A 24699-nucleotide genomic window follows, 5' to 3' on the forward strand; every position below is an offset into this window, starting at 1 on the left:
TATTACTCAGCCGATTCGCTAAGTGTTGGTTGCTCTTCTGAAGCCGGTACAATCTCAACGTCGTCAATTTCAACATTCTTGATGTTGTATTGCTTTTCAAGCTCTTTAACTTGAACGTTTTCTAATGACTCTAGATTCATGCTACCAGCGGCAATATTGGCTTTTAGTCGAGCCATCTGACGTAAGATTTGGCTTGTTGCCAACTTGCGCATCTCATCTTCAATCATGTCTCGTTCAACCGACTTCGCAAGTGCTGTCAGTGGGTTGTCTAGGTAACTGCGGGTTACGCTAGTTGAGAATGTCTTTGAGCCTAGGTCTGGGATCGTTACGCGATATGAAGCACGAAATGTCAGTTCTTTCTCTGCTGCACGAGTGTTTTGGTACAGAGACAGAGTTCGCTCACTAACACTCTCACTAATAATATGCAGGTTAGGAGTATTCTCAGCCGGCGGCACAATTTCTACATCATTCATACGCAGTTGACCTTTCATCATACGTGTAAACGTACTGTATTGGTCGTAACTGGTTACGGAGATCTTGTTGAGTTCTTCTGGTACGGAGTAATCACCACGCAGGTGGAAACCACACGCACTTAACAGGCTAACGGTTAAAACAACAACAGTAACTTTCAATGAAGATAGTGAAATCAGGCGCATTATTTGATGGCTCTCATGAAGGTAGAATACTTATTTAAAGGCTTTAGTTCGTTTGAGTTTTTAGGCTCGAGTCTAAAGCGCTTAAATAAGTAGACAGGGCAATTAGCTACCCTGTCTACAGACTGCTTTTGATGAATTAAGTTCGTTAATTCTTTAGCAATTGTACTGTGCGAACGAAATTAGTTAGCCACGATGTTTAGAAGCTTACCTGGTACAAAGATAACTTTACGGATAGTTAAGCCATCTAGGAACTTCTTAGCGTTCTCATCGTTCAGACCAAGCTCACGAACTTGCTCTTCTGTCGCGTCTGCAGCAACCGTTAGTTTCGCACGTAGCTTACCGTTGATCATCACAACGATAGTCTTCTCGTCTTCAACCAGTGCTTTCTCGTCAAACGTTGGCCATGTTGCTGAGTCTACGTTTGATTCGCCAAGAGCAATCCACATTTCGTAAGAGATGTGTGGAGTCATTGGGTAAAGCATGCGTACTACCGCTTTTAGTGCTTCATCAAGGATTGCACGATCTTGTACAGATTCTTGAGGTGCTTTCGCCAACTTGTTCATCAGTTCCATGATTGCAGCGATAGCTGTGTTGAACGTTTGGCGACGGCCGATATCGTCCGTTACTTTCGCGATAGTCTTATGGATATCACGACGAAGTGCTTTTTGGTCGCCAGATAGAGCAGAAGCGTCAACAGATTCAGCTGCACCTTTAGAAGAGTGAGCGTGAACCAATTTCCAAACACGCTTAAGGAAGCGGTTTGCGCCTTCAACGCCAGACTCTTGCCACTCAAGCGTCATGTCTGCAGGTGACGCAAACATCATGAATAGACGTACAGTATCAGCGCCGTACTTATCTACCATCTCTTGTGGGTCGATGCCGTTGTTTTTAGACTTAGACATTTTGATCATGCCAGAGTGTTCAACATTGCGACCTTCGCTATCAACTGCTGATTCAATGCGACCTTTACCGTCACGCTCAACCGTTACGTCAGTCGGTGCGATCCACTCTTTAGTGCCTTTTTCGTTTTCGTGATAGAACGCGTCAGCCAAAACCATGCCTTGACATAGAAGCTGCTTGAACGGTTCGTCAGACGTCACATAACCAGCATCACGTAGAAGCTTGTGGAAGAAACGAGAGTAAAGCAAGTGCATACATGCGTGCTCGATACCACCAACGTATTGGTCAACTGGTAGCCAGTAGTTTGCTTTCTCTGGATCTAGGATGTCGTCAGCTTGTGGTGAACAGTAACGTGCGTAGTACCAAGAAGATTCCATAAACGTATCGAATGTGTCTGTCTCACGTAGAGCAGGTTCACCGTTGAATGTTGTCTCAGCCCAAGACTTGTCAGCCTTGATTGGGCTCGTTACGCCATCCATAACTACGTCTTCTGGAAGAATAACAGGCAGTTGGTCTGCTGGTACTGGGTGAACTTCACCATCTTCAGTTGTTACCATTGGGATTGGCGCACCCCAGTAACGTTGACGAGATACACCCCAGTCACGTAGACGGAAGTTTACTGTTTTCTTACCTTTGCCTTCAGCTTCTAGCTTCGCAGCAATTGCGTCGAATGCTTCTTGGAAAGCAAGACCGTCGAACTCACCAGAGTCGAACAGTACACCTTTCTCAGTGTAAGCTGCTTCAGATACATCTAACTCAGAACCGTCTTCAGGCTTGATTACTGGGATGATATCGATGCCGTACTTAGTTGCGAACTCGTAGTCACGTTGATCGTGAGCAGGAACCGCCATTACCGCACCTGTGCCGTAATCCATAAGTACGAAGTTTGCTACGTATACAGGAACAACACGACCGTTAAGAGGGTGGATAGCCGTTAGGCCTGTATCCATACCTTTCTTTTCCATCGTTGCTAATTCAGCTTCAGCAACTTTAGTGTTACGACACTCTTCAACGAATGCAGCAAGCTCTGGGTTGTTTTGAGAAGCTTTCTCTGCAAGAGGGTGACCTGCAGCGATACCAACGTAAGAAACACCCATTAGTGTATCAGGACGAGTCGTGTACACTTCTAGTGGTGCTTCTTCGCCGTTAACAGCGAAAGATAACTCAACACCTTCTGAGCGGCCAATCCAGTTGCGCTGCATGGTCTTAACCATTTCAGGCCAACCTTCAAGGTTGTCTAGGTCGTCTAGCAGCTCTTGAGCGTACTCAGTAATCTTAATGAACCACTGTGGAATCTTCTTTTGTTCTACTGGAGTGTCACAACGCCAGCAGCAACCGTCTTCTACTTGCTCGTTTGCTAGTACAGTTTGGTCGTTTGGACACCAGTTAACAGAAGAGGTCTTCTTGTACACTAGGCCTTTCTCGTAAAGCTTAGTGAAGAACTCTTGTTCCCAACGGTAGTACTCTGGAGTACACGTCGCGAATTCACGGTTCCAGTCGTAACCAAAGCCAAGAAGCTTAAGCTGGTTTTTCATGTACTCAATGTTTTCGTAAGTCCATGGTGCAGGCGCTGTGTTGTTTTTTACAGCCGCGTTTTCTGCTGGTAGGCCGAATGCATCCCAACCGATTGGTTGCATTACGTTTTTGCCTTGCAGACGTTGGAAACGAGATACCACATCACCGATGGTGTAGTTACGCACGTGACCCATGTGCAGTCGGCCACTTGGGTAAGGGAACATAGAAAGACAGTAGAACTTTTCTTTGTTTGGGTCTTCACTTACAACGAAAGTTTCGCTGTTATCCCAGTGTTGTTGAACCTTTTGTTCAATCTCTTGCGGGTTATATTGTTCTTGCATCGATGGTATCCGGTTATCTTGGAATTTGTGAGTTCGGTTAGAACAGAATCTTACAGATCGTCATAGAATACCTAAAGGAGCTGAGTACAACAATAGTTATACCCTTCATACTTGCAGTTGCAGCGTGGTTGATTGCGTAAATTCAACCGAATTACTAAGGACAGCTATACTTAAGGGTATGAATTGCATTTGTTTGTTAGGGGCTGGTCATTCAACTGTGTGCCAGTTCATTCGGATAAAGGTTGGTTATCTTAAGGAGGTCGTTTATGCCGAAGAAAAAAGCGCTCTATGAAGAAGTCGTAGAAGAGGTGATTGAAACACTGAAGCATAGTCCTGAAGAGCTCAACAACAAAATCGAAACCTCGGGCAAGTTTGCGAAAGCAGCTAATGATATGACTAAAGATGAGCTTTCATTGATCTCAGCCTACGTGAAATCGGACTTAAAAGAGTTTTCTGAAAGCTATGAAGAAAGTAAAAGCGGTCCATTCTATTTGATGATTACAGACTCTATTTGGCAAGGGCTTCTAGATATTACCGATCGCACTAAAGTGGAGTGGGTCGAGCTGTTTCAAGATCTAGAACACCAAGGCTTATATCAAGCCGGGGAAGTGATTGGGTTGGGTACGCTTGTCTGTGATGAGTGTGGTCATCAAACTGAATATAACCACCCAACTAATATCATCCCATGCATTAAATGTGGCTCTAAAGGGTTTAGCCGCAAAGCTCTTAAGCCGTAATATCCTTAACCATAGCGCTATCAACGTTAAACCGCAGTAATAAAAAGGGTTGACCCAATCAGTCAACCCTCTGATCACCTTTCGTCGAATCTGATGTGACCCCATAAAAGTAGACACTTAATACAGAGCATTGAGTGTCATGAAAGTAAAATCACAAAGACAATATACAGACGAATTTAAACGAGAAGCTGTTCAGCGATCTCTCGATTCTTCTGACACCGTTAAGTCAGTAGCACTATCCTTAGGAATATCGCCGGTGCTACTTTCGAAATGGAGATCTCAAATGACGTCGAAGAAGATTAATTCCCTCCCAATACCTAATCAAGGCCCCGAGAAATCCGTTGCTCAATTGGAAAGAGAGAACCGTCAATTGAAGAAGAAACTAGAGATGGCGGAGCTGGAGAATGATTTCTTAAAGGAAGCGAAGGCTTTCTTCGACAGCCAAAAAGAATAAGGTTCGAGTACATTCTAAAGAAAACCTGTGTGAAGCTTCCTGTTATTCGGTTATGTCGATGGTTAGACGTTTCTACAGCGGGTTACTACAAGTGGCTCACGAGACAACCCTCGAAACGAGAGACAGAAAATGAGTCCTTAAGTAACTACTTGAGGAGAGAAAGCAAAGCTCAGCACTGTATTCCTGGTTATCGAAAGCTTTGGGAAGCAGCAGTCGCTAACGGCTTTATTTGTAATAAAAAGCGAGTACAGAGGCTTCTACAGAATATGGGCTATCGCTCTTGCGTGAGTAAGAAGCGATATGGACGAGCGCCAAGACAAAATACACTTATACCTGCCTATAACATTCTTGCCCGTCAATTTAAGGTGGATAAACCCGATCGAGTTTGGGTGTCAGATATAACTCAGGTGCGCTGTACTGATGGTTGGCAATACCTGTGCGTTGTCTTAGATTTGTTTTCACGCAAAGTGATTGGTTGGTCGACAAGTCGCATTAATAACGCAAAGTTAGTGCTAAGAAGCCTGAATAAGGCTTGGGAACAAAGGCAGCCCTTAGGTCATGAGCTTTTGTTTCACTCCGATCAAGGTATACAGTATCGAGCGTTGGAGACGATCCGTTGGCACCGTAAACGAAAGATTAAAGTCAGCATGTCGAGAAAAGGAAACTGTTGGGATAACGCTTGTTCCGAAAGCTTCTTTGCGCAATATAAGAAAGAGTGGATGAACAAATTAGATCAGCTTTCACGACAAGAAATGACGATGCAGAGTCGAATTTATATCGATACCTATTATAATCCAGTAAGAAGACATGGGACTCTAGGTGGAGTGAGTCCCATGGACTTTGAACTAATCAACTAAACCCCTGTGTCTACTTTTTAGGGGCCATATCAAATCTCGAATCTCGAATCTAGCTCTTTGGCCTTCTTAGTACCCAGCTAATCACCAAGCTGAACATTGCCCAAATATACAGTGGCCAAGTACCTACTGTGTGATAAGGCGTTTGACCATCAGTTGAAATGAGTTCAGCTTTTAACACGGCCGTTTCAAACTGAGGCACTTGCTTGATGATGTTACCTTTGTAATCGGTAACAGCCGTCACACCATTGTTGGTAGAGCGAATCAGCGGCTTACCAAGCTCCAGAGCACGCATTTGTGCGATTTCCATATGTTGCAATGGCCCAATAGAACGACCAAACCACGCATCGTTCGAGAGCGTGAGGATAAAGTCAGTTTCATCGGTTACGTTTTGTCTAACTTGATCATTGAAGATGATCTCGTAGCACAACGCAGGCGCTAGATGACGACCATTTGCCACGATGTTTGGTTGTACAAAGTCGCCACGGCTGAATGATGACATCGGCAAATTAAAGAAAGGTGCTAATGGGCGCAAGATATTTTCAAACGGAACAAATTCACCAAATGGCAATAGGTGGTGTTTATGGTAGCGTTCGTCTGGATCGTAGCTGTACTCGCCATATGGGTTCACTCCGAGAGAAAGAACACTGTTATAGTATTTCTTATCTTCAGACTGATTGAGTACACCTGTGATGATGGAGCTGTTGTTCATCTTGGCTGCACTGTCTAAGTTACGCAGGAAAGAAGGTATCTCTACCTCAAACGCAGGAATAGCGGCTTCAGGCCAGATGATGATATCAGCATCCCAGTTTTCTCGGCTTAGATCGGTGTACTTCATCATGGTTGGCCAACGATGACTAGGCAGCCATTTGCTGTCTTGGTCGATGTTGCCTTGAATCAATACCACTGACGTTGTTTTTTCAGGGTTTGGGGTTACCCAATCGACATTACGAAGACCAAAACCAGTGCTAAATACAACAGCAGGAATGACCGCGACACTCCATGCTTTGTTGATGATCGTATAAGCGAGTGCAGACGCTGAAACAACGATCGCCAGAGTTATCAACTCTACACCACCAATCGGTGCAAATGATCCTAATGGGGAGTCAATTTGGCTGTAACCTAGCCACAACCACGGGAAGCCCGTCATTACCCAACCACGTAACCAGTCACTGATTAACCACAATGCAGGCGCTGCGAGGAAAAATCGGCTGAGGTTATTAGCAGGGAAGAACTTGTTCAAGCTCCAGGTAAAAAGCCCAGAGTAAACCGCTAGATAGCCCACAAGTAGTGCCATCAAGAATAAGTTGGCTGCCAGTGGCATTCCACCAAAGCCATCAATACTGACGTATACCCAACTGATCCCTGTTGTGAATTGGCCTAAACCCCATGCGTAACCAATCCAAAGTGCGCTTTTAGGAGAGCGGTTGTGGATCAATAACAGCAACAAAGCTGGGCTGAGAATAGCAAGAGGCCATATTGAGTATGGAGCGAATGAAAGGGTTGTTATAGCGCCAACAAAAACGGCCGCAAGCGGCCGTAATAGGCGATGAATAAAAGTCTTAGTCATCTAATTTCTGTCATCTCTTTAGAGAGAAGTTGTTATTCTTCGATAGTCGGAAGAGGCTGTTCGTCAGGAATGGTTACCTGTAGCTGAATCACACGACGGTTATCTGCTGATGTTATTTTGAAATGGTAGTTTTCGATTTCTACAATCTCGCCACGAACAGGCAGGTGACCGAGTGCTGTCATCACCATACCACCTACTGTATCCACTTCATCGTCACTAAAGGCAGTGTTAAACGTATCGTTGAACTCTTCAATAGTGGTTAAAGCTTTTACAGAGAAGGTATGCTTACTCAGCTTACGAATATCTAGCTCTTCTTCATCGTCGAACTCGTCTTCAATTTCACCAACGATTTCTTCGAGGATATCTTCAATGGTTACTAGGCCAGAAACTCCGCCAAATTCATCGACAACGATAGACATGTGGTAACGCTCTTCTTGGAACTCCTTAAGCAGGCGATCTACTCGCTTACTTTCAGGAACAACCACGACAGGGCGAATCACTTGTTCGATATCAAATGGGGCACTTTCTGAACCCAAATACTTAAGTAGGTCCTTCGCTAATAGAATGCCTTCAACATGGTCTTTATCTTCACTGATCACTGGGTAGCGAGAGTGTTGAGCATCAGTAATAAGCGCAATCAATGTATCTAAATCATCGGTGCGTTCAACTGTAACCATTTGAGAGCGAGGCAGCATGATATCGCGTACTCGCATCTCTGAAATTTCCATAACACCCTCGAGCATGTCGCGTGTGTCGTGGTCAATTAGGTCATTAATTTCTGAGTCGCGGATTACATCTACGAGCTCTTGGCGATCTTTTACTTCACCTTGAAATAGTTGGCCTAGGCGTTCAAAGAAGGACTTTCTACTCGGACCTTCAGATTTTTTACTTCCCTCAGAAGTGGGGGGGTTACCTTCGTTCATGATTTCTCAAAAAATAACGCTATCAGAAGTGTGATAGCACACGTTACAACTCAGATTCCTGCGAAAATCACAGGTTCGATGAGTTATTGTTTCTCTGCAACCTACTTTACTAGAATCAGTTTACTTTTCTAGAATATAAGGGTCTTCAAACCCCATAGATTGCATGATTTCTGTCTCGAGTGACTCCATCTCTTCAGCTTCATCATCTTCGATATGATCATAACCTAGCAGATGCAGACTGCCATGTACAACCATATGAGCCCAGTGTGCTAGCAGAGGCTTATTTTGCTCTTCTGCTTCTTTTTCGACAACTTGGCGGCAGATAATGAGGTCGCCCAGTAGATCTAACTCGATCCCTGGAGGAGCCTCGAATGGAAAAGACAACACGTTAGTTGGCTTGTCTTTGCCACGATATTCATGATTGAGCTGGTGGCTTTCTTGTATATCAACGATACGAACCGTCAACTCAGCGTTCTCTTGAAACTGAGGAATTGTCTTGTCCAACCAAATCTGAATGTCTTGCTCAGTTGGAAGACCTTGCTCATTTTCGACCGCTAATTGCAGGTCTAGTTCAATAGACATCTATTTATCACCTTGTTCTGCAATTACAGAACTATTTTGTGTTGCTAATTGTGTCGTAACTGCCTGCTGAGCCTCAAGAAGTTTGGCTTCGCGCTCTTCACGTTTACGCTTTTCAAACTCTTTGCGCTCTTTCTGGTCTTTCGCTTCCCATTTCTCGTAGGCGTTGACGATACGAGCAACTACAGGGTGACGAACCACGTCTTCAGACATGAAGAAATTGAAGCTAATGTCATCTACTTCACTGAGAACTTCTGTCGCATGACGCAGACCTGATTTTGCACCACGAGGTAAATCGATTTGCGTGATATCGCCTGTGATCACAGCGCGTGAGTTAAAACCAATACGGGTTAAGAACATCTTCATCTGTTCTACCGTGGTGTTTTGGCTCTCATCAAGAATGATAAACGCATCATTCAACGTACGGCCACGCATATACGCCAATGGCGCAACTTCAATCACATTACGCTCAATCAGCTTCTCGACTCGCTCAAAGCCAAGCATCTCAAACAGTGCATCGTAAAGTGGACGCAAATATGGGTCTACTTTTTGGCTTAAATCACCCGGCAGGAAACCAAGCTTCTCACCGGCTTCAACAGCAGGACGAGTCAGTAGGATTCGGCGAACCTCTTGGCGTTCAAGTGCATCAACTGCTGCAGCAACGGCCAAATATGTTTTACCTGTACCAGCTGGCCCAATACCAAAAGTGATGTCATGAGTGACCATGTTCATTAGGTATTGTGCTTGGTTTGGCGTACGAGGTTTGATGACACCTTTTTTAGTCTTAATGGTCACTTCTTTGCCGTAGTCGATTTCAGACTCGACGTGTTGCACCAAAATGCCAGATTCGGTGACCGCCAGATGCACTTGCTCTGGTTCGATATCGATTATGTTGCCTTTAACTGGAGCCGTTTCAACATAGAGGTGTTTGATGATGTCTAAAGCTGCGGCTGTCGTGTGAGGCTTACCGACAATCGTGAAAAAGTTGCTACGGTAATTAATCTCAACGCCCAGACGACGCTCAAGGTGTTTGATGTTGTCGTCAAATGGTCCGCATAAACTTGCCAAGCGCTTATTGTCTGCTGGCTCTAGATTTATCTCTAAGGTAACGATTTTATTGCTCAAATTAGCCTCTCATTTTGTGCCACTCACTCTTAATTAAAAAAAAGAGCAAAAAGCCCGATTTAGACCGGGCTTCTGATGGTGATATCCCTATTTCTAAGATGGTCACTTAGTTAGGTAATTTCAAGCTTTGTGTTTGCGCTTTGTGCTCAAACAGTTGTATTGCTTAAGGCGTAAATGTTGCTACACCTAGCTCGTCTTCACGTTTTGTTTTTTCCATCATTTCTGCTGGAGTCATAACAACGCGTAGACCCATGTCTTTTTCTGTGCGAACTAGTTCACCACGTAATGAGTTGGTGTAAACCTCAGTGATCTTCACATCTACGAACTGGCCGATTAGGTCTGCAGAACCTTCGAAGTTCACAACACGGCTGTTTTCTGTACGGCCGCGAAGTTCCATTAGGTTCTTTCTTGATGGACCTTCAACAAGGATGCGTTGCTCTGTGCCTAGCATTAGACGAGAGAAGCGCATAGCTTGTGTGTTTACCGTTTGTTGCAGTTCGTACAGACGATCTTTCTTCTCTTGTGCTGGTACATCACATGGGTAATCTGCCGCTGGCGTACCTGGACGAGGAGAGAAAACAAAGCTGAAGCTCATATCGAAATCAACTTCTTTGATTAGCTTCATTGTATCTTGGAAGTCTTGCTTAGACTCACCAGGGAAACCAACAATAAAGTCAGAACTGATTTGAATATCAGGACGAGCTTTACGCAGCTTACGGATAATAGATTTGTACTCGATAGCCGTATGTGGGCGCTTCATCATCGTAAGAATACGGTCACTACCACTTTGTACTGGTAGGTGAAGGAAGCTCACTAGTTCAGGAGTATCTTTGTAAACATCAATGATATCGTCACCAAACTCAAGCGGGTGGCTTGTTGTGAAACGAATACGGTCAATACCATCGATAGAAGCAACAAGACGAAGTAGTTCTGCGAATGAACAGATGTCGCCTTCGTGTGTTGGACCGCGGTACGCGTTTACGTTCTGACCCAGTAGGTTAACTTCACGTACACCTTGCTCTGCAAGTTGAGCAACTTCGAACAGTACATCATCCATTGGGCGGCTAACTTCTTCACCACGTGTGTATGGTACAACGCAGTAAGTACAGTATTTAGAACAACCTTCCATGATAGAAACAAATGCCGTCGCACCTTCAGCTCTTGGCTCTGGAAGGTTATCGAATTTTTCGATCTCTGGGAAAGAGATATCCATTACTGGTTTTTCGTTAGACAGTGACGACTTAATCATCTCTGGCAGACGGTGTAATGTTTGTGGGCCAAAGATTACGTCTACGTACGGTGCACGTTGACGAATGTGATCACCTTCTTGAGTCGCTACACAGCCACCCACACCGATCACCACACCTTCTTTCTTATCTTTAAGCGTTTTCCAACGACCAAGCTGGTGGAATACTTTTTCTTGTGCTTTTTCGCGGATAGAACAAGTATTCAATAGTAGTACGTCTGCTTCCTCAGGTACTTCAGTTAGCTCGTAGCCATTTGCAGCGTTAAGCAGGTCGGCCATTTTTGATGAATCGTATTCATTCATCTGACAGCCCCAAGTTTTAATTAGCAGTTTCTTACTCATTATATGTTCGCTCGATCGTTAGTTTAATTTAAGGGAGCAAATCGCCCATTATTCATCCGCTAGCCCCGTTTGTCATAATTCGGTATTCAGTTTTATGACAGGCTGTAGCGGCAAGCGGCGTATTGTACTGGTTTCAAAACCGACTGACTAGTAGTCTGAACAAATCTCTTATGTCGTGGTTTTTATTATCGTTAACACCATATGCCATAAGGGATAACCCTTTTTTCGAATAAGGTTTTTGGTTACAAGTTAGTTATGAAAAAGTACAATCAAAAACAGTCAAAGAATCAAACTGATAAGTACAAAATATGAACAGTTACGATATTGTAGTAGTCGGTGGCGGCATGGTTGGTGCAGCAACAGCAATCGGTTTTGCAAAGCAAGGTCTGAGTGTTGCGGTGATCGAAGGTTTTGCTCCACAAGCTTTTGATGAGTCGCAAGCGATGGATATTCGTGTGTCAGCGATTTCTCAAGCATCGGTCGATTTGCTTGAAGATCTTGGTGCATGGCAAAGTATTGCAGCAATGCGAGTGTGTTCTTATAAGCGTTTAGAGACGTGGGAGCACCCAGAGTGTCGTACTCGGTTTGATGCTGCATCACTGGACCTTCCTCGTTTGGGCTATATCGTTGAGAACAGACTCATTCAGTTAGGTTTATGGTCTCAATTTGATGCCTACGATAATCTCGAACTGTTATGTCCAGAAAAGCTCGATGAGATTGAGTTTGGTGAAACCAATATCGTTAAGCTTCAATCAGGGATTAAGTTATCCGCGAAGTGGGTGATTGGTGCTGATGGTGCTAATTCAGCCGTTCGTCAACAAGCTGGCATTGGTATTACGGCTTGGGATTATCGACAACACTGTATGCTTATCAATGTAGAAACAGAGCAGCCTCAGCAAGACATTACTTGGCAGCAATTTCTACCAAGTGGCCCTCGTTCATTTTTGCCTTTGTGTTCTTTAACCTCTGACGGTCAAGAAGTAGGGCAGGGCTCGTTAGTTTGGTATGACTCTCCACTGCGTATCAAGCAACTGTCAGCAATGACTCCTGAAAAGCTACGTAACGAAGTACTTACTCACTTTCCTAAAGAGTTAGGTGATATCAAAGTCTTGAATTCGGGTTCTTTTCCTCTGACACGACGCCATGCTCAATCATATTCGAAGAATAACTGCATTTTAGTTGGGGACTCTGCGCATACGATCAACCCGTTGGCAGGGCAGGGTGTTAACTTGGGTTTTAAAGATGTATCAGTATTATTGGATGTCACCAAAGAAAAGGGTGAATTGAATCAGTCTGTAGCAAGACGCTATGAAGTGATGAGAAGAGGCGATAATCTAATGATGCAGAGTGGCATGGATTTCTTCTATAAAACCTTCAGCAATGATATTGGTCCGCTTAAGTTTGTACGCAATGCCGCGCTAAAACTAGCAGAGAACTCTGGGCCGATTAAAACTCAAGTATTGAAATACGCCTTAGGCCTTTAATTTATTAGTTCCGTTTATTTATATAGAAAAGGAGAGCAGATGCTCTCCTTTTTTGTATGGTGTGAATGCTATAACTACTGTGTAACGCAAACCGGTGCGTCGATCTCTAAAGAGTATCCTGTATAAACCAAAGACCCATCCTCATTATCTCGCTTGAATGAGGTGATGTTGTTGGAGTGTTGGTTTGCTGCGATAAGCCATCGTCCGCAGTCAGTCATATGAAAATCACGAGGGAAGTTGCCTTCAGTATTATAGCGATCAATAAAAATAGGCATTTTCGTTGTAGGCTCGATTCTAAAGCAACTGATCATCGATTGGTGTCGACAAGATACATAAAGGAATTGCTCATCAGGTGATAGCTTAATTGCTGCTGCGGCTTCTCCCTTTTCCATATTAGGTAATGCATCAACCTCTTCCACTATATTCCAAATGCCTAAAACCTTTTCCAAAATCAGTAATGTTTCAGAGAGTTCACAGACCACATAGGCTCTGTCTTCAGCTTTGTTAAAGATTAAATGGCGAGGTCCATTGCCGGCTGGCACTTTGATCGACTGCATTGGCTCATCAAGGAACTCTTCTTGCTCTTCATCAAAGCAATAGAAGTTGATGCGATCGGTGCCGAGATCGACAGTCACAAACTGTGGCGAGTTTTGTAAGAACAGACATTGATGGGCGTGTGGCGCAGTTTGCCTCTCTTTGTTCGGCCCTGAGCCAACCATCTTGATTGTTTTGAGTCGTTTATCGATGCTGCCATTGATGCTTAAGCTAAAAATATCGAATGTGCCTGATGAGTATTGCGACGTGATAGCAAATTTATTGTGTGGATCTATCGCGATGTGACAGGGGTGATCTCCGGAGATGAGACTTGCGTTAGACGTTATCTTGGAATCAACATTGGGTATATGAATCAGCTGTGGTTGTTCTTGTTGGCTAACTTCAGATGCGGTATAGATCCCAGTCTTTGTCACAGTAACAAAAGAGGGGTTGGTGCACTCGGCAATCAACTCTAGAGGTAATAGTTTTCCTGTTTCTAGATCTAACTGAGTTTGATAAACACCATGGCTTTTACTTGGTGTATCTGTGTAGCAACCGATCGTTAAGGGGAGGGTTTTCATAGGCTAGTCATACTCAATTAGAAAGTGGAGCTGACATTGTCTTATAAAATCGTATTAAAAGTGAGGTTATAGAAGAGAATACTTGGTGACTTGGCTTACAGATTTACATATTACAGATAAAACAAAACCCAGCTAAAAAGCTGGGTTCCATTCAATAATGGTGCGGTCGGAGAGACTTGAACTCTCACACCTCTCGGCGCCAGAACCTAAATCTGGTGCGTCTACCAATTCCGCCACGACCGCAGCAAATCTTTATAGTCATATCGAATATTGGTGATTCAATAAGACGTTGTGTAAGTGGTGGCTACTGCGGGATTTGAACCTGCGACCCCATCATTATGAGTGATGTGCTCTAACCAACTGAGCTAAGTAGCCATAATAAATCTAATAGATTCACTATTTGTTCTCTAATGAAAGAGAAATAATGGTGCGGTCGGAGAGACTTGAACTCTCACACCTCTCGGCGCCAGAACCTAAATCTGGTGCGTCTACCAATTCCGCCACGACCGCAGCAAAGCTTTTACTCTAGCGAAGAGTATAGTTAAGAAGACTTATGGTTTGTCTAAGTAACGTTGTAATGGCTGGGCTACCTGGATTCGAACCAGGGAATGCTGGCATCAAAAGCCAGTGCCTTACCGCTTGGCGATAGCCCAACAGTGATATCATTTAAGATATCTAAATAATGGTGCGGTCGGAGAGACTTGAACTCTCACACCTCTCGGCGCCAGAACCTAAATCTGGTGCGTCTACCAATTCCGCCACGACCGCAGCAAATCTTTATAGTCGTATCGAATATTGGTGATTCAATAAGACGTTGTGTAAGTGGTGGCTACTGCGGGATTTGAACCTGCGACCCCATCATTATGAGTGATGTGCTCTAACCAACTGAGCTAAGTAGCCATAATAAATCTAATAGATTCACTATTTGTTCTCTAATGAAAGAGAAATAATGGTGCGGTCGGAGAGACTTGAACTCTCACACCTCTCGGCGCCAGAACCTAAATCTGGTGCGTCTACCAATTCCGCCACGACCGCAGCAAAGCTTTTACTCTAGCGAAGAGTATAGTTAAGAAGACTTATGGTTTGTCTAAGTAACGTTGTAATGGCTGGGCTACCTGGATTCGAACCAGGGAATGCTGGCATCAAAAGCCAGTGCCTTACCGCTTGGCGATAGCCCAACAGTGATATCATTTAAGATATCTAAATAATGGTGCGGTCGGAGAGACTTGAACTCTCACACCTCTCGGCGCCAGAACCTAAATCTGGTGCGTCTACCAATTCCGCCACGACCGCAGCAAATCTTTATAGTCATATCGAATATTGGTGATTCGATATGACGTTGTGCTCTTGGTCAACTACATAAGCAATAAAACAAAGAGTTTAAATAGTGGCTGGGCTACCTGGATTCGAACCAGGGAATGCCGGCATCAAAAGCCGGTGCCTTACCGCTTGGCGATAGCCCAACAATGATATCATTTAAGATATCTAAATAATGGTGCGGTCGGAGAGACTTGAACTCTCACACCTCTCGGCGCCAGAACCTAAATCTGGTGCGTCTACCAATTCCGCCACGACCGCAGCAAAGCTTTATAGTTATATCGACATTGGTGATTCGATGTAACGTTGTGCTCTTGGTCAACTACATAAGTAATAAAACAAAGAGTTTAAATAGTGGCTGGGCTACCTGGATTCGAACCAGGGAATGCTGGCATCAAAAGCCAGTGCCTTACCGCTTGGCGATAGCCCAACAATGATATCATTTAAGATATCTAAATAATGGTGCGGTCGGAGAGACTTGAACTCTCACACCTCTCGGCGCCAGAACCTAAATCTGGTGCGTCTACCAATTCCGCCACGACCGCAGCAAATCTTTATAGTTATATCGACATTGGTAATTCGATGTAACGTTGTGCTCTTGGTCAACTACATAAGCAATAAAACAAAGAGTTTAAATAGTGGCTGGGCTACCTGGATTCGAACCAGGGAATGCTGGCATCAAAAGCCAGTGCCTTACCGCTTGGCGATAGCCCAACAATGATATCATTTAAGATATCTAAATAATGGTGCGGTCGGAGAGACTTGAACTCTCACACCTCTCGGCGCCAGAACCTAAATCTGGTGCGTCTACCAATTCCGCCACGACCGCAGCAAATCTTTATAGTCGTATTGAATATTGGTGATTCAATAGGACGTTGTCTTTCTATTTCAAAAGAAAAAGTGGTGGCTACTGCGGGATTTGAACCTGCGACCCCATCATTATGAGTGATGTGCTCTAACCAACTGAGCTAAGTAGCCATCTGAGAGCGAAGTAATATAATATAATCTCGCTTCCAATGCCATTATCTTTTTAAAGATAATTACACTTTAAATTGTGGCTGGGCTACCTGGATTCGAACCAGGGAATGCTGGCATCAAAAGCCAGTGCCTTACCGCTTGGCGATAGCCCAACAATGATATCAATTAAGATATCTCAATATGGTGCGGTCGGAGAGACTTGAACTCTCACACCTCTCGGCGCCAGAACCTAAATCTGGTGCGTCTACCAATTCCGCCACGACCGCTTTACTTTCCTAAAAACTCTTATTGTTAATAGACTTGCGTTTAATAACAAACAGAGTGCTTAGGAAATGGTGGCTACTGCGGGATTTGAACCTGCGACCCCATCATTATGAGTGATGTGCTCTAACCAACTGAGCTAAGTAGCCATTTCCAAATTGTTGTTCATTTCGAGACGTTGCCGCTTCGTTGTGAACGGGGCGCATTATGCGTAGTTGAGCGAAACCCGTCAACTTTTTTTTTGAATAAATCACGAATAAACATCTGTTCGGTTTCTTTTTAGGCAAAGAGGCGTATTTGTCGACAAAAAACAGGTCTAAAAGGCGATATATATAGGAAGTTAAGTTTCTGGTGAGGGGCTATTTAGAAAGGGTAAAAACAAAAAGGCCAGTGAATTCACTGGCCTTTTTTCTAGATGTTTAATCAGAATTATACGTTGAAGCGGAAGTGAACAACGTCACCATCTTTAACGATATATTCTTTACCTTCAAGGCGCCATTTACCTGCGTCTTTCGCACCGCTCTCACCGTTAAATTCGATGAAGTGATCAAATCCAACAACTTCGGCACGGATGAAACCTTTCTCGAAGTCTGTGTGGATCTTACCCGCTGCTTGTGGCGCAGTTGCACCTACTGGGATTGTCCAAGCGCGAACTTCTTTAACACCAGCTGTAAAATAAGTTTGAAGAGTTAGTAGTTCATAACCAGAGCGGATCACTCGGTTAAGACCTGGTTCTTCGATACCCATATCCGCTAGGAACTCTTCGCGATCTTCGTCGTCAAGCTCAGAAAGCTCAGATTCGATTGCTGCACAAACCGCAACAACTACGTTGTTTTCGTTTTCAGCGTATTCACGAACAGCGTCTAGGTATGGGTTATTTTCAAAACCATCTTCTGCAACGTTTGCGATGTACATTGTTGGCTTAAGCGTTAAGAAGTTTAGGTAGCCGATTGCTGCCGCTTCTTCTTTACCAAGTTCAACAGTACGCGCCATGCCACCTTCAGTTAGAACTGGAAGTAGCTTTTCTAGTACAGTGATTTCGAATTTAGCGTCTTTGTCGCCGCCTTTTGCTTTCTTCGCATTACGTTGAATTGCACGCTCACAGCTGTCTAAGTCAGCCAGTGCAAGTTCAAGGTTGATCACTTCGATATCTTCGATTGGAGATACTTTGCCAGAAACGTGAACAATGTTTTCATTTTCAAAGCAGCGTACAACGTGACCGATAGCGTCAGTTTCACGGATGTTAGCTAGGAATTTGTTACCAAGACCTTCACCTTTAGATGCGCCAGCAACTAGGCCAGCGATGTCTACGAATTCCATTGTCGTTGGAAGGATCTTCTGTGGATTAACAATTTTTGCTAATGCATCTAAGCGGAGATCTGGAACCGGAACGATACCTGTGTTTGGTTCGATCGTACAAAATGGAAAGTTTGCTGCTTCGATGCCTGCTTTAGTCAGTGCGTTAAACAGAGTTGACTTACCAACGTTTGGTAGACCAACGATGCCACATTTAAAACCCATGATATAAACCTTATTCTGCTTTGAACGTATGTAAGCGATTTTGTGCTTTTGGTAGGCCATCTTTTAATAAGATGTCTAGGCTGCGAACCGATTCGTCAACGACGGCCTCGATACACTCTTGCTCTTTTTGAGGAGCTTTGCCTAATACATAACCTGCAACTTTATCTTTGTGTCCTGGATGGCCAATGCCCAACCTAAGACGATAGAATTCTTTATTGTTACCCTGCTTGCTGATGATGTCTTTCAGACCATTATGTCCACCATGACCACCACCTTTTTTAAACTTTCCAATACCAGGAGGAAGATCTAACTCATCGTGAGCGACCATGATCTCTTCAGGTTTAATTTGGTAGAACTTTGCTAAGGCTGCAACTGCTTTGCCTGACAAGTTCATAAAAGTCGTTGGGATCAGCAAACGAAGATCTTCACCGTGAACCATGATACGACCCGTTAGGCCAAAGAACTTTGGTTCGTTCTTTAGTGTCACGTTATGTACACGCGCTAATTCTTCAACTACCCAAGCACCCGCATTGTGGCGAGTTTTGGCGTATTCTGGACCTGGATTAGCCAGTCCAACGAGAAGTTTTATTTGTTGGCTCAAGGTATGGATCTCTCTTGGGATTTCAAAAAGCGCCGTATGATATCACAGTTTATGAAAAAGGTGCGAGCTAGCTTATAGCTACGCGATTATTCCGTTTGTGTAACGAGCAGTGTCATATTACTCAGACATAAAAAAAGCACTTCATTAAATGAAGTGCTTAATGTCTTTCTCGAACGTGTTTCTAAAACAAAGCTCTTGTAAAAAGCTATAAGACTTTGATTAGTTGAACATCGCTGAGATTGATTCTTCGTTGCTGATACGACGAATCGCTTCAGCAAGCATGCGAGAAAGGCTAAGTGTTGTCACTTTACCTGTCGCAGCCATCTCTGGAGATAGAGAGATAGAATCCGTTACGATAACTTGGTCTAGAACAGAATTCTTGATGTTGTTCGCAGCAGTACCAGAGAAAACAGCGTGAGTTGCGTAAGCGAATACACGCTTAGCACCGCGCTCTTTAAGCGCTTCAGCAGCTTTACATAGTGTGCCACCCGTATCGATCATGTCATCAACGATAACACAGTCACGGCCTTCAACATCACCGATTAGGTTCATTACTTCAGAAACGTTAGCACGTGGACGACGCTTATCAACGATAGCGATGTCAACATCACCTAGCGCTTTAGCTGTTGCACGAGCACGTACAACACCACCAAGGTCTGGAGAAACCACAACTGGGTTTTCTAGGCCACGGTTAGCCATGTCTTCTAGAAGAACTGGAGTACCGAAGATGTTATCAACCGGTACATCGAAGAAGCCTTGGATTTGCTCTGCGTGTAGGTCGATAGTAAGAACGCGGTCTACGCCAACGTTAGAAAGGAAATCTGCAACAACTTTTGCAGTAATTGGCACACGTGCAGAACGTACACGACGATCTTGACGGGCATAACCGAAGTAAGGGATTACAGCAGTAATACGGCCAGCAGAAGCACGGCGCATTGCGTCAATCATTACCACCAATTCCATTAGGTTGTCATTGGTTGGTGCACAAGTTGATTGAATCAGGAATACATCGCTACCACGAACGTTTTCATTGATTTGAACAGCGACTTCGCCATCAGAAAAACGGTCTACAGTAGCATCGCCAAGAGAGATGTATAGACGATCAGCAATACGTTGGGCTAGTTCAGGTGTTGCGTTACCAGCAAATAGCTTCATATCAGGCACGGTGGAAACCTCGGGTTGCGTCCAGTTTTAAATAGATTGTGGGTGGGCTGAGTGGTATTCAGCCAACGTTTCTTTTAAAGGAGAAATGTTTCGTCCTTTCGCTACAAATGCGGAAACGGTGTCTGGCAGTTTTTCTAGCACCAATTCGGCTTCTTTTTTGCTGCTAAATTCAGCAAAAACGCACGAACCTGTGCCAGTCAATCTCGACGGCGCGTATTGTAGCAGCCATGAAAGTTGCTTATCAACCTCTGGGTACAGCATTCGAACAATTTTTTCGCAATCGTTTACGTATTCTTGCTCTAGAAGCGTTGATAGCGCTCGCTTTGGCGTATTTCTGGTTAATTCTGGATGTGTGAATATGTCCACAGTTGCTATGCTCACATGAGGCTTGGCCACGAGGTACCATTTTTCATCCGGATTAGCTGGCTGTAGCTGTTCTCCAACCCCTTCAGCAAAGGCCGCGTGGCCTCGAACGAAGACTGGAACATCAGCACCAAGTTTCAGACCAATCTCTGCAAGTTGATCATCAGAAAGATTCAGTTGCCACAAGTAATTAAGCGCAACCAACACTGTTGCAGCATTTGAAGAGCCTCCGCCAATACCGCCTCCCATAGGAAGCACTTTCTTGAGTTTAATATCGGCACCGAAAGAAGTCGATGTGTATTGTTGAAGGGCAGTCGCGGCTTTCCAAATAAGGTTGTCTTCTAATGCAACGCCAGGTATTGCCGGGGTTATTGTTATCGCACTTGTTTCTGAGTTTGCGGTAACCGTCAGCTCATCACCAAAATCGACAAACTGAAATAAGGTTTGAAGTTCGTGATAGCCATTGTCGCGTTGGCCAGTGATATAGAGAAATAAATTCAGCTTAGCTGGCGAAGGCCAGTACGTTGGCGTTGTTATCATTTTTTCAGTGTCCACTTCGAAACTACAATGTTGATTTTGTTTTGGTTTTGCTTGAAAGAGAGTCGAGTAGGGAGCGGAATCGTCTCTGCATTGACTTTGTCTTCACCGAGTTGCAACGTACTCGGCACCTCTGTGTTGCGATAGTTTGCAAAACTCAGAGTCCATAGTTGGTTGCTGACTTGCTTGGTCAGTGACTCAAGGGTGTTCGTTGTATTTAGCTGATAGCTATCCGCTTTGTCTGGAATGCCAAGGAACCATTGTGGCAGATGATCAACTGGGATTTTCAAGCCTGTAAGTTGTTCAACCAAAATAGAGGCGCTCGCATGGGTAAATACTTGGTCGTCGTAAGTCACGACTTTGGCGCCTGATGGATCAATAGTTAGGTTTAATGCGGTTTGACCAAGGAAAGTGGTGAGTCTTAATTGGCTTTGGTTTGGAGAGTGTTTCCAAACGAAGTTGAGGCTTTGGCGTTGCTCTGGAGAAATGTAAGCGAGCTTGCCTGAGGCTTGATAGTTTTCTATCTGTAAAAGCCTATCTTGGTGACTTTGCCACTCTACGCTGGTCGGCTGTTCTGGGATAGATGAGCAACCCACCATGATTATGCTCAAAAAAATAAGAGACGTGATTTTACGAAGCTTGCTCATATTTGCTCACAACTTGTTCAAATTTATCTAAAAAACGCTTCAACTATAGCATTGAATTCACGAAGTCAGGAAAACAAATCCCGCTTGCTCTTTAAATAGAGCCATGCATCAAGTAAAATTCGCCCCTTGTTTCCATTCCCTGATCGAGAACTTCTGATACATGTCTTTGCTTGCCGTAGGTATCAATCACAATACAGCGTCGGTTGAATTGCGAGAAAAAGTCGCTTTTGGTCCAGATAAATTATCTGAGGCACTCAAGCAACTTAACGCAAATGCACACGTAAATGGAAGTGTCATACTTTCTACCTGTAATCGAACTGAAGTGTATTGTGACGTCAAAGGCGTGGCAAAAAACAAGTTGATCGATTGGTTGTCAGTTTTCCATCAAGTGAGCCCTGAAGAGCTAAAACCGAGCCTTTATATCCATGAAGAACAAGCTGCGATTAAACATTTAATGCGCGTCGCCTGTGGATTGGACTCTTTGGTCTTGGGTGAGCCGCAGATCTTAGGTCAGGTGAAGCAAGCTTATACAGACTCGCGAGAGAACAAATCTGTTGATGCTTCAATGGAAAAGCTGTTCCAAAAATCATTTTCTGTCGCTAAGCGCGTCCGAACTGAAACTGAAATTGGCGGCAGCGCGGTTTCAGTTGCTTACGCAGCCTGTACGTTAGCCAAGCATATTTTTGAATCGATTGCTGATTCTACCGTGTTGTTGGTTGGTGCAGGTGAAACGATCGAGCTGGTGGCGAAACACCTTTCAGCAAATGGCTGTACTAAAATGATTGTGGCAAACCGAACTCGTGAGCGTGCTTTAGGGTTGGCTGAAGAGTTTGGTGCTGAAGTGATCAGTCTCAATGAGATCCCTGAACATCTGCATCGAGCAGATATCGTGATCAGCTCAACCGCAAGTCCGTTACCTATTATCGGTAAGGGCATGGTAGAAACCGCACTTAAGAAAAGAAAACATCAACCTATGCTGTTGGTTGATATTGCGGTTCCGCGTGATGTGGAATCTCAGGTAGGTGAGTTAAACGACGCCTACCTTTACTCTGTGGATGATCTGCAGTCGATTGTTGATGGCAACATTGAACAGCGCAAAGTGGAAGCGATTCAAGCGGAAGCAATAGTTAGCGAAGAAAGTGCTGCATTCATGAGTTGGATGCGTTCACTGCAAGCAGTAGACAGTATTCGTGACTACCGTAAATCGGCCAACGAAATCCGAGAAGAATTATTAAGTAAGAGCTTACAATCACTTGCCGCTGGCGGTGACCCTGAGAAAGTCTTACTTGAGCTAAGTAATAAGCTCACAAACAAATTGATCCATGCTCCAACGCGTGCACTTCAAAGTGCAGCTGAGCAAGGAGAACCTGCAAAATTAATGGTCATTAGACAGAGTTTGGGCTTAGAAAACCCTCAATAATATTAGACCTCCAACAGAATAAGACATTATGAAAGCCTCGATTCTAGTAAAGCTTGAAACACTTGTTGAACGCTATGAAGAAGTTCAACATCTACTTGGTGATCCAGATGTAATCGGGAATCAAGACAAATTCCGTGCACTTTCTAAAGAGTACTCTCAACTAGAGGAAGTGACGGCTTGCTTCCAGTCATACCAGCAAGCTCAAGAAGATTTAGAAGCTGCTGAAGAGATGGCAAACGAAGATGACGCTGAAATGCGTGAAATGGCTCAAGACGAAATCAAGGACGCAAAAGCGGCGATTGAGCGTTTGACGGATGAGCTACAGATTCTTCTGATTCCAAAAGATCCAAACGATGAGCGTAATTGTTTCCTTGAGATCCGTGCAGGCGCGGGTGGTGATGAAGCGGGTATCTTCGCGGGCAACCTGTTCCGTATGTACTCTAAGTTTGCCGAGAAGAAAGGTTGGCGCGTTGAAATCATGAGCAGCAATGCTTCTGAGCAAGGCGGTTACAAAGAGATGATCGCTAAGGTTAGTGGCGACGCTGTTTACGGCACAATGAAGTTTGAGTCAGGTGGTCACCGTGTACAACGTGTACCTGAAACTGAATCTCAAGGCCGTGTTCATACGTCAGCATGTACTGTTGCAGTTATGCCGGAAATCCCAGAAGCGGATCTGCCAGAAATTAAAGCGGGCGACCTTAAAATTGATACCTTCCGTGCATCGGGCGCAGGTGGTCAGCACGTTAACACCACGGATTCAGCAATCCGTATTACTCACTTACCAACGGGTACAGTAGTAGAGTGTCAGGACGAGCGTTCTCAGCATAAAAACAAAGCGAAAGCGATGGCTGTTCTTGCTGCTCGTATTGTTCAAGCAGAAGAAGAGCGCCGAGCGGCAGCTGTTTCTGATACACGTCGTAACCTACTAGGTTCTGGTGACCGTAGTGACCGTATTCGTACGTACAACTACCCACAAGGTCGTGTTTCGGATCACCGTATCAACCTTACTATTTACCGTCTTAACGAAGTGCTTGAAGGTGATATGCAAAGCTTGCTTGATCCTGTACTTCAAGAGCACCAAGCCGATCAACTTGCTGCACTTGCAGAGAACAACTAACCTGTATGCAGTCAGCATATACGGTTGAAAGTGCTTTAAAAGCAGCAATCGTAAAGCTTCAAGAGGGTGATAACACATCACCCTCTATTGATGCTGCGGTACTGCTTTGTCACGCCTTAGATAAACCAAGATCTTACCTACTTACCTGGCCTGAGAAGCACCTCACTTCAGAGCAAGAGTCTGAATTTAACGTCCTTATAAAACGTCGCTTAACCGGTGAGCCTGTGGCTTACATTGTTGGTGAACGTGAGTTTTGGTCACTGCCGTTAAAAGTTTCTCCTTCTACTTTAATCCCTCGTCCAGACACTGAACGTTTGGTTGAGGTGGCTTTGGATAAAACTTACGGCAAGCAAGGTGCGATTCTTGATTTAGGAACAGGAACTGGTGCTATCGCTTTAGCATTGGCGTCTGAAATGCCGAATCGACCAGTGACTGGTATTGATCTTCGCCCTGAAGCACAGCTACTTGCTATAGAGAATGCACAACGTCTCAACATTACCAACGCTACTTTTTTGCACGGCAGTTGGTTTGAGCCTTTGAGCTCAGAATGTTCTGAAGAAGCTGTGAAGTTCTCTTTGATTGTCTCTAACCCGCCATACATTGAGAAGAATGACCCTCATTTGTTTCAAGGCGATGTACGTTTTGAGCCGATCTCGGCGCTAGTTGCTGAAGAGAAAGGTTTAGCTGATATTCGATACATTTCTGAAAACGCACGTGGCTTTTTGGAAAATGAAGGTTGGTTGGCATTTGAACACGGCTACGACCAAGGTTTGGCGGTACGTGAGATAATGCAGGCGCTCGGTTATCTAGATGTTGTCACAGAGAAAGATTACGGTGGTAATGACCGAGTGACATTGGGTCGTTACTGTTCATAGATAGTTACTGTTCATCGGCTGCGGTTAATCGTCTTGTGAGCAATAGATGATGAACTT

General features: G+C 44.3%; 19 protein-coding genes and 19 tRNA genes. 6 read left to right on the top strand and 32 right to left on the bottom strand.

Annotation, left to right across the window (positions count from 1 at the left end; genetic code table 11):
* Positions 1-2: 2 nt before the first annotated feature.
* The gene (locus OCV56_RS03615) at positions 3-656 is read right to left on the bottom strand and encodes an LPS-assembly lipoprotein LptE (protein WP_086715942.1); all 654 of its coding nucleotides are present in this window, start codon (positions 654-656) and stop codon (positions 3-5) included.
* A gap of 179 nt (positions 657-835) precedes the next feature.
* Positions 836-3412: a leucine--tRNA ligase gene (gene leuS / locus OCV56_RS03620; RefSeq protein ID WP_086715939.1), complete on the bottom strand. Its 2577-nt coding sequence runs from the start codon at positions 3410-3412 to the stop codon at positions 836-838.
* Positions 3413-3678: 266 nt separating this feature from the next.
* On the opposite strand from leuS, the gene OCV56_RS03625 reads away from it, so the two are divergent.
* Entirely contained in the window at positions 3679-4149 is a 471-nt protein-coding gene (locus OCV56_RS03625; RefSeq protein WP_050619919.1) for a zinc ribbon-containing protein, read from the top strand.
* A 139-nt stretch (positions 4150-4288) separates the two neighbouring features.
* A protein-coding gene (locus OCV56_RS03630) for an IS3 family transposase (protein WP_261901412.1) occupies positions 4289-5460 on the top strand; the annotation gives its coding sequence in 2 pieces (ribosomal slippage) (positions 4289-4571 and positions 4571-5460; 1173 coding nt in all).
* Positions 5461-5509: 49 nt separating this feature from the next.
* On the opposite strand, the gene lnt is transcribed toward OCV56_RS03630, so the two are convergent.
* From lnt to miaB, 5 genes are all read right to left on the bottom strand, one after another.
* Positions 5510-7027 (bottom strand): apolipoprotein N-acyltransferase, encoded by a 1518-nt coding sequence (lnt, locus tag OCV56_RS03635; RefSeq protein WP_086716286.1) that lies wholly within the window; start codon positions 7025-7027, stop codon positions 5510-5512.
* 32 nt (positions 7028-7059) lie between these two features.
* Positions 7060-7950, bottom strand: a complete 891-nt coding sequence (gene corC / locus OCV56_RS03640; protein WP_012603382.1) for a CNNM family magnesium/cobalt transport protein CorC — start codon at positions 7948-7950, stop codon at positions 7060-7062.
* Between the two features lie 120 nt (positions 7951-8070).
* Positions 8071-8532: an rRNA maturation RNase YbeY gene (ybeY, locus tag OCV56_RS03645; RefSeq protein WP_086716288.1), complete on the bottom strand. Its 462-nt coding sequence runs from the start codon at positions 8530-8532 to the stop codon at positions 8071-8073.
* Positions 8533-9654, bottom strand: coding sequence for a PhoH family protein (locus OCV56_RS03650; RefSeq protein WP_086716289.1), 1122 nt, complete (start codon positions 9652-9654; stop codon positions 8533-8535).
* Between the two features lie 163 nt (positions 9655-9817).
* On the bottom strand, positions 9818-11242 hold the full coding sequence (miaB, locus tag OCV56_RS03655) for a tRNA (N6-isopentenyl adenosine(37)-C2)-methylthiotransferase MiaB (protein WP_086716291.1): 1425 nt from the start codon (positions 11240-11242) through the stop codon (positions 9818-9820).
* Positions 11243-11550: 308 nt separating this feature from the next.
* Here miaB and OCV56_RS03660 point away from each other — a divergent pair, with 308 nt between their 5' ends.
* Positions 11551-12726, top strand: a complete 1176-nt coding sequence (locus OCV56_RS03660; protein ID WP_086716293.1) for a 2-octaprenyl-3-methyl-6-methoxy-1,4-benzoquinol hydroxylase — start codon at positions 11551-11553, stop codon at positions 12724-12726.
* A gap of 74 nt (positions 12727-12800) precedes the next feature.
* On the opposite strand, the gene OCV56_RS03665 is transcribed toward OCV56_RS03660, so the two are convergent.
* The 25 genes from OCV56_RS03665 to lolB all read right to left on the bottom strand — a co-directional run bounded on the left by OCV56_RS03665 (position 12801) and on the right by lolB (position 21230).
* Positions 12801-13841 carry a lactonase family protein gene (locus OCV56_RS03665; RefSeq protein ID WP_086716295.1) on the bottom strand — a complete coding sequence of 347 codons (1041 nt, stop codon included), beginning with the start codon at positions 13839-13841 and terminating at the stop codon, positions 12801-12803.
* 158 nt (positions 13842-13999) lie between these two features.
* Positions 14000-14084: transfer RNA gene (locus OCV56_RS03670), tRNA-Leu, on the bottom strand.
* 55 nt (positions 14085-14139) lie between these two features.
* Positions 14140-14216 (bottom strand) — tRNA-Met (locus OCV56_RS03675).
* Between the two features lie 50 nt (positions 14217-14266).
* Positions 14267-14351 (bottom strand) — tRNA-Leu (locus tag OCV56_RS03680).
* A 68-nt stretch (positions 14352-14419) separates the two neighbouring features.
* Positions 14420-14494 (bottom strand) — tRNA-Gln (locus tag OCV56_RS03685).
* Between the two features lie 30 nt (positions 14495-14524).
* A tRNA-Leu gene (locus OCV56_RS03690) sits at positions 14525-14609 on the bottom strand.
* A 55-nt stretch (positions 14610-14664) separates the two neighbouring features.
* Positions 14665-14741: transfer RNA gene (locus tag OCV56_RS03695), tRNA-Met, on the bottom strand.
* A gap of 50 nt (positions 14742-14791) precedes the next feature.
* Positions 14792-14876 (bottom strand) — tRNA-Leu (locus OCV56_RS03700).
* A gap of 68 nt (positions 14877-14944) precedes the next feature.
* Positions 14945-15019, bottom strand: a tRNA-Gln gene (locus tag OCV56_RS03705).
* Positions 15020-15049: 30 nt separating this feature from the next.
* Positions 15050-15134 (bottom strand) — tRNA-Leu (locus tag OCV56_RS03710).
* A 95-nt stretch (positions 15135-15229) separates the two neighbouring features.
* Positions 15230-15304, bottom strand: a tRNA-Gln gene (locus OCV56_RS03715).
* Between the two features lie 30 nt (positions 15305-15334).
* Positions 15335-15419, bottom strand: a tRNA-Leu gene (locus tag OCV56_RS03720).
* A 94-nt stretch (positions 15420-15513) separates the two neighbouring features.
* A tRNA-Gln gene (locus OCV56_RS03725) sits at positions 15514-15588 on the bottom strand.
* Positions 15589-15618: 30 nt separating this feature from the next.
* Positions 15619-15703: transfer RNA gene (locus OCV56_RS03730), tRNA-Leu, on the bottom strand.
* Positions 15704-15797: 94 nt separating this feature from the next.
* A tRNA-Gln gene (locus OCV56_RS03735) sits at positions 15798-15872 on the bottom strand.
* A 30-nt stretch (positions 15873-15902) separates the two neighbouring features.
* Positions 15903-15987, bottom strand: a tRNA-Leu gene (locus OCV56_RS03740).
* Positions 15988-16059: 72 nt separating this feature from the next.
* A tRNA-Met gene (locus OCV56_RS03745) sits at positions 16060-16136 on the bottom strand.
* A 77-nt stretch (positions 16137-16213) separates the two neighbouring features.
* Positions 16214-16288, bottom strand: a tRNA-Gln gene (locus OCV56_RS03750).
* Between the two features lie 29 nt (positions 16289-16317).
* Positions 16318-16402: transfer RNA gene (locus OCV56_RS03755), tRNA-Leu, on the bottom strand.
* 67 nt (positions 16403-16469) lie between these two features.
* Positions 16470-16546, bottom strand: a tRNA-Met gene (locus OCV56_RS03760).
* Between the two features lie 280 nt (positions 16547-16826).
* Positions 16827-17918 carry a redox-regulated ATPase YchF gene (gene ychF / locus OCV56_RS03765; RefSeq protein WP_086714029.1) on the bottom strand — a complete coding sequence of 364 codons (1092 nt, stop codon included), beginning with the start codon at positions 17916-17918 and terminating at the stop codon, positions 16827-16829.
* Positions 17919-17928: 10 nt separating this feature from the next.
* The gene (gene pth, locus OCV56_RS03770; protein ID WP_004739815.1) at positions 17929-18519 is read right to left on the bottom strand and encodes an aminoacyl-tRNA hydrolase; all 591 of its coding nucleotides are present in this window, start codon (positions 18517-18519) and stop codon (positions 17929-17931) included.
* Positions 18520-18738: 219 nt separating this feature from the next.
* Positions 18739-19683: a ribose-phosphate pyrophosphokinase gene (locus OCV56_RS03775; RefSeq protein WP_004739814.1), complete on the bottom strand. Its 945-nt coding sequence runs from the start codon at positions 19681-19683 to the stop codon at positions 18739-18741.
* A 27-nt stretch (positions 19684-19710) separates the two neighbouring features.
* Positions 19711-20586 (bottom strand): 4-(cytidine 5'-diphospho)-2-C-methyl-D-erythritol kinase, encoded by an 876-nt coding sequence (gene ispE, locus OCV56_RS03780; protein ID WP_167373181.1) that lies wholly within the window; start codon positions 20584-20586, stop codon positions 19711-19713.
* A complete protein-coding gene (gene lolB / locus OCV56_RS03785) occupies positions 20583-21230 on the bottom strand; it encodes a lipoprotein insertase outer membrane protein LolB (RefSeq protein WP_086714027.1) in 648 nt (215 codons plus the stop codon). The genes ispE and lolB overlap by 4 nt, the downstream gene beginning before the upstream one ends.
* 160 nt (positions 21231-21390) lie before the next feature.
* Between lolB and hemA the strand changes: the two genes are divergently transcribed.
* Genes hemA through prmC form a run of 3 tightly spaced genes read left to right on the top strand, consistent with a single transcriptional unit; the run spans position 21391 to position 24642 of the window.
* On the top strand, positions 21391-22650 hold the full coding sequence (gene hemA, locus OCV56_RS03790; protein ID WP_086714026.1) for a glutamyl-tRNA reductase: 1260 nt from the start codon (positions 21391-21393) through the stop codon (positions 22648-22650).
* A 28-nt stretch (positions 22651-22678) separates the two neighbouring features.
* A complete protein-coding gene (prfA, locus tag OCV56_RS03795) occupies positions 22679-23767 on the top strand; it encodes a peptide chain release factor 1 (RefSeq protein WP_019821589.1) in 1089 nt (362 codons plus the stop codon).
* A gap of 5 nt (positions 23768-23772) precedes the next feature.
* Positions 23773-24642 carry a peptide chain release factor N(5)-glutamine methyltransferase gene (prmC, locus tag OCV56_RS03800; RefSeq protein ID WP_086714025.1) on the top strand — a complete coding sequence of 290 codons (870 nt, stop codon included), beginning with the start codon at positions 23773-23775 and terminating at the stop codon, positions 24640-24642.
* The last annotated feature ends 57 nt before the right edge of the window (positions 24643-24699 follow it).

This window comes from Vibrio gigantis (assembly GCF_024347515.1).
Taxonomy (GTDB): Bacteria; Pseudomonadota; Gammaproteobacteria; order Enterobacterales; family Vibrionaceae; genus Vibrio; species Vibrio gigantis.

Coding starts and splice junctions, on each gene's coding strand:
- OCV56_RS03615 (WP_086715942.1), bottom strand. CDS start 656: ATGCGCCTGATTTCACTATCTTCATTGAAAGTTACTGTTGTTGTTTTA.
- leuS (WP_086715939.1), bottom strand. CDS start 3,412: ATGCAAGAACAATATAACCCGCAAGAGATTGAACAAAAGGTTCAACAA.
- OCV56_RS03625 (WP_050619919.1), top strand. CDS start 3,679: ATGCCGAAGAAAAAAGCGCTCTATGAAGAAGTCGTAGAAGAGGTGATT.
- lnt (WP_086716286.1), bottom strand. CDS start 7,027: ATGACTAAGACTTTTATTCATCGCCTATTACGGCCGCTTGCGGCCGTT.
- corC (WP_012603382.1), bottom strand. CDS start 7,950: ATGAACGAAGGTAACCCCCCCACTTCTGAGGGAAGTAAAAAATCTGAA.
- ybeY (WP_086716288.1), bottom strand. CDS start 8,532: ATGTCTATTGAACTAGACCTGCAATTAGCGGTCGAAAATGAGCAAGGT.
- miaB (WP_086716291.1), bottom strand. CDS start 11,242: ATGAGTAAGAAACTGCTAATTAAAACTTGGGGCTGTCAGATGAATGAA.
- OCV56_RS03660 (WP_086716293.1), top strand. CDS start 11,551: ATGAACAGTTACGATATTGTAGTAGTCGGTGGCGGCATGGTTGGTGCA.
- OCV56_RS03665 (WP_086716295.1), bottom strand. CDS start 13,841: ATGAAAACCCTCCCCTTAACGATCGGTTGCTACACAGATACACCAAGT.
- ychF (WP_086714029.1), bottom strand. CDS start 17,918: ATGGGTTTTAAATGTGGCATCGTTGGTCTACCAAACGTTGGTAAGTCA.
- ispE (WP_167373181.1), bottom strand. CDS start 20,586: ATGATAACAACGCCAACGTACTGGCCTTCGCCAGCTAAGCTGAATTTA.
- lolB (WP_086714027.1), bottom strand. CDS start 21,230: ATGAGCAAGCTTCGTAAAATCACGTCTCTTATTTTTTTGAGCATAATC.
- hemA (WP_086714026.1), top strand. CDS start 21,391: ATGTCTTTGCTTGCCGTAGGTATCAATCACAATACAGCGTCGGTTGAA.
- prfA (WP_019821589.1), top strand. CDS start 22,679: ATGAAAGCCTCGATTCTAGTAAAGCTTGAAACACTTGTTGAACGCTAT.
- prmC (WP_086714025.1), top strand. CDS start 23,773: ATGCAGTCAGCATATACGGTTGAAAGTGCTTTAAAAGCAGCAATCGTA.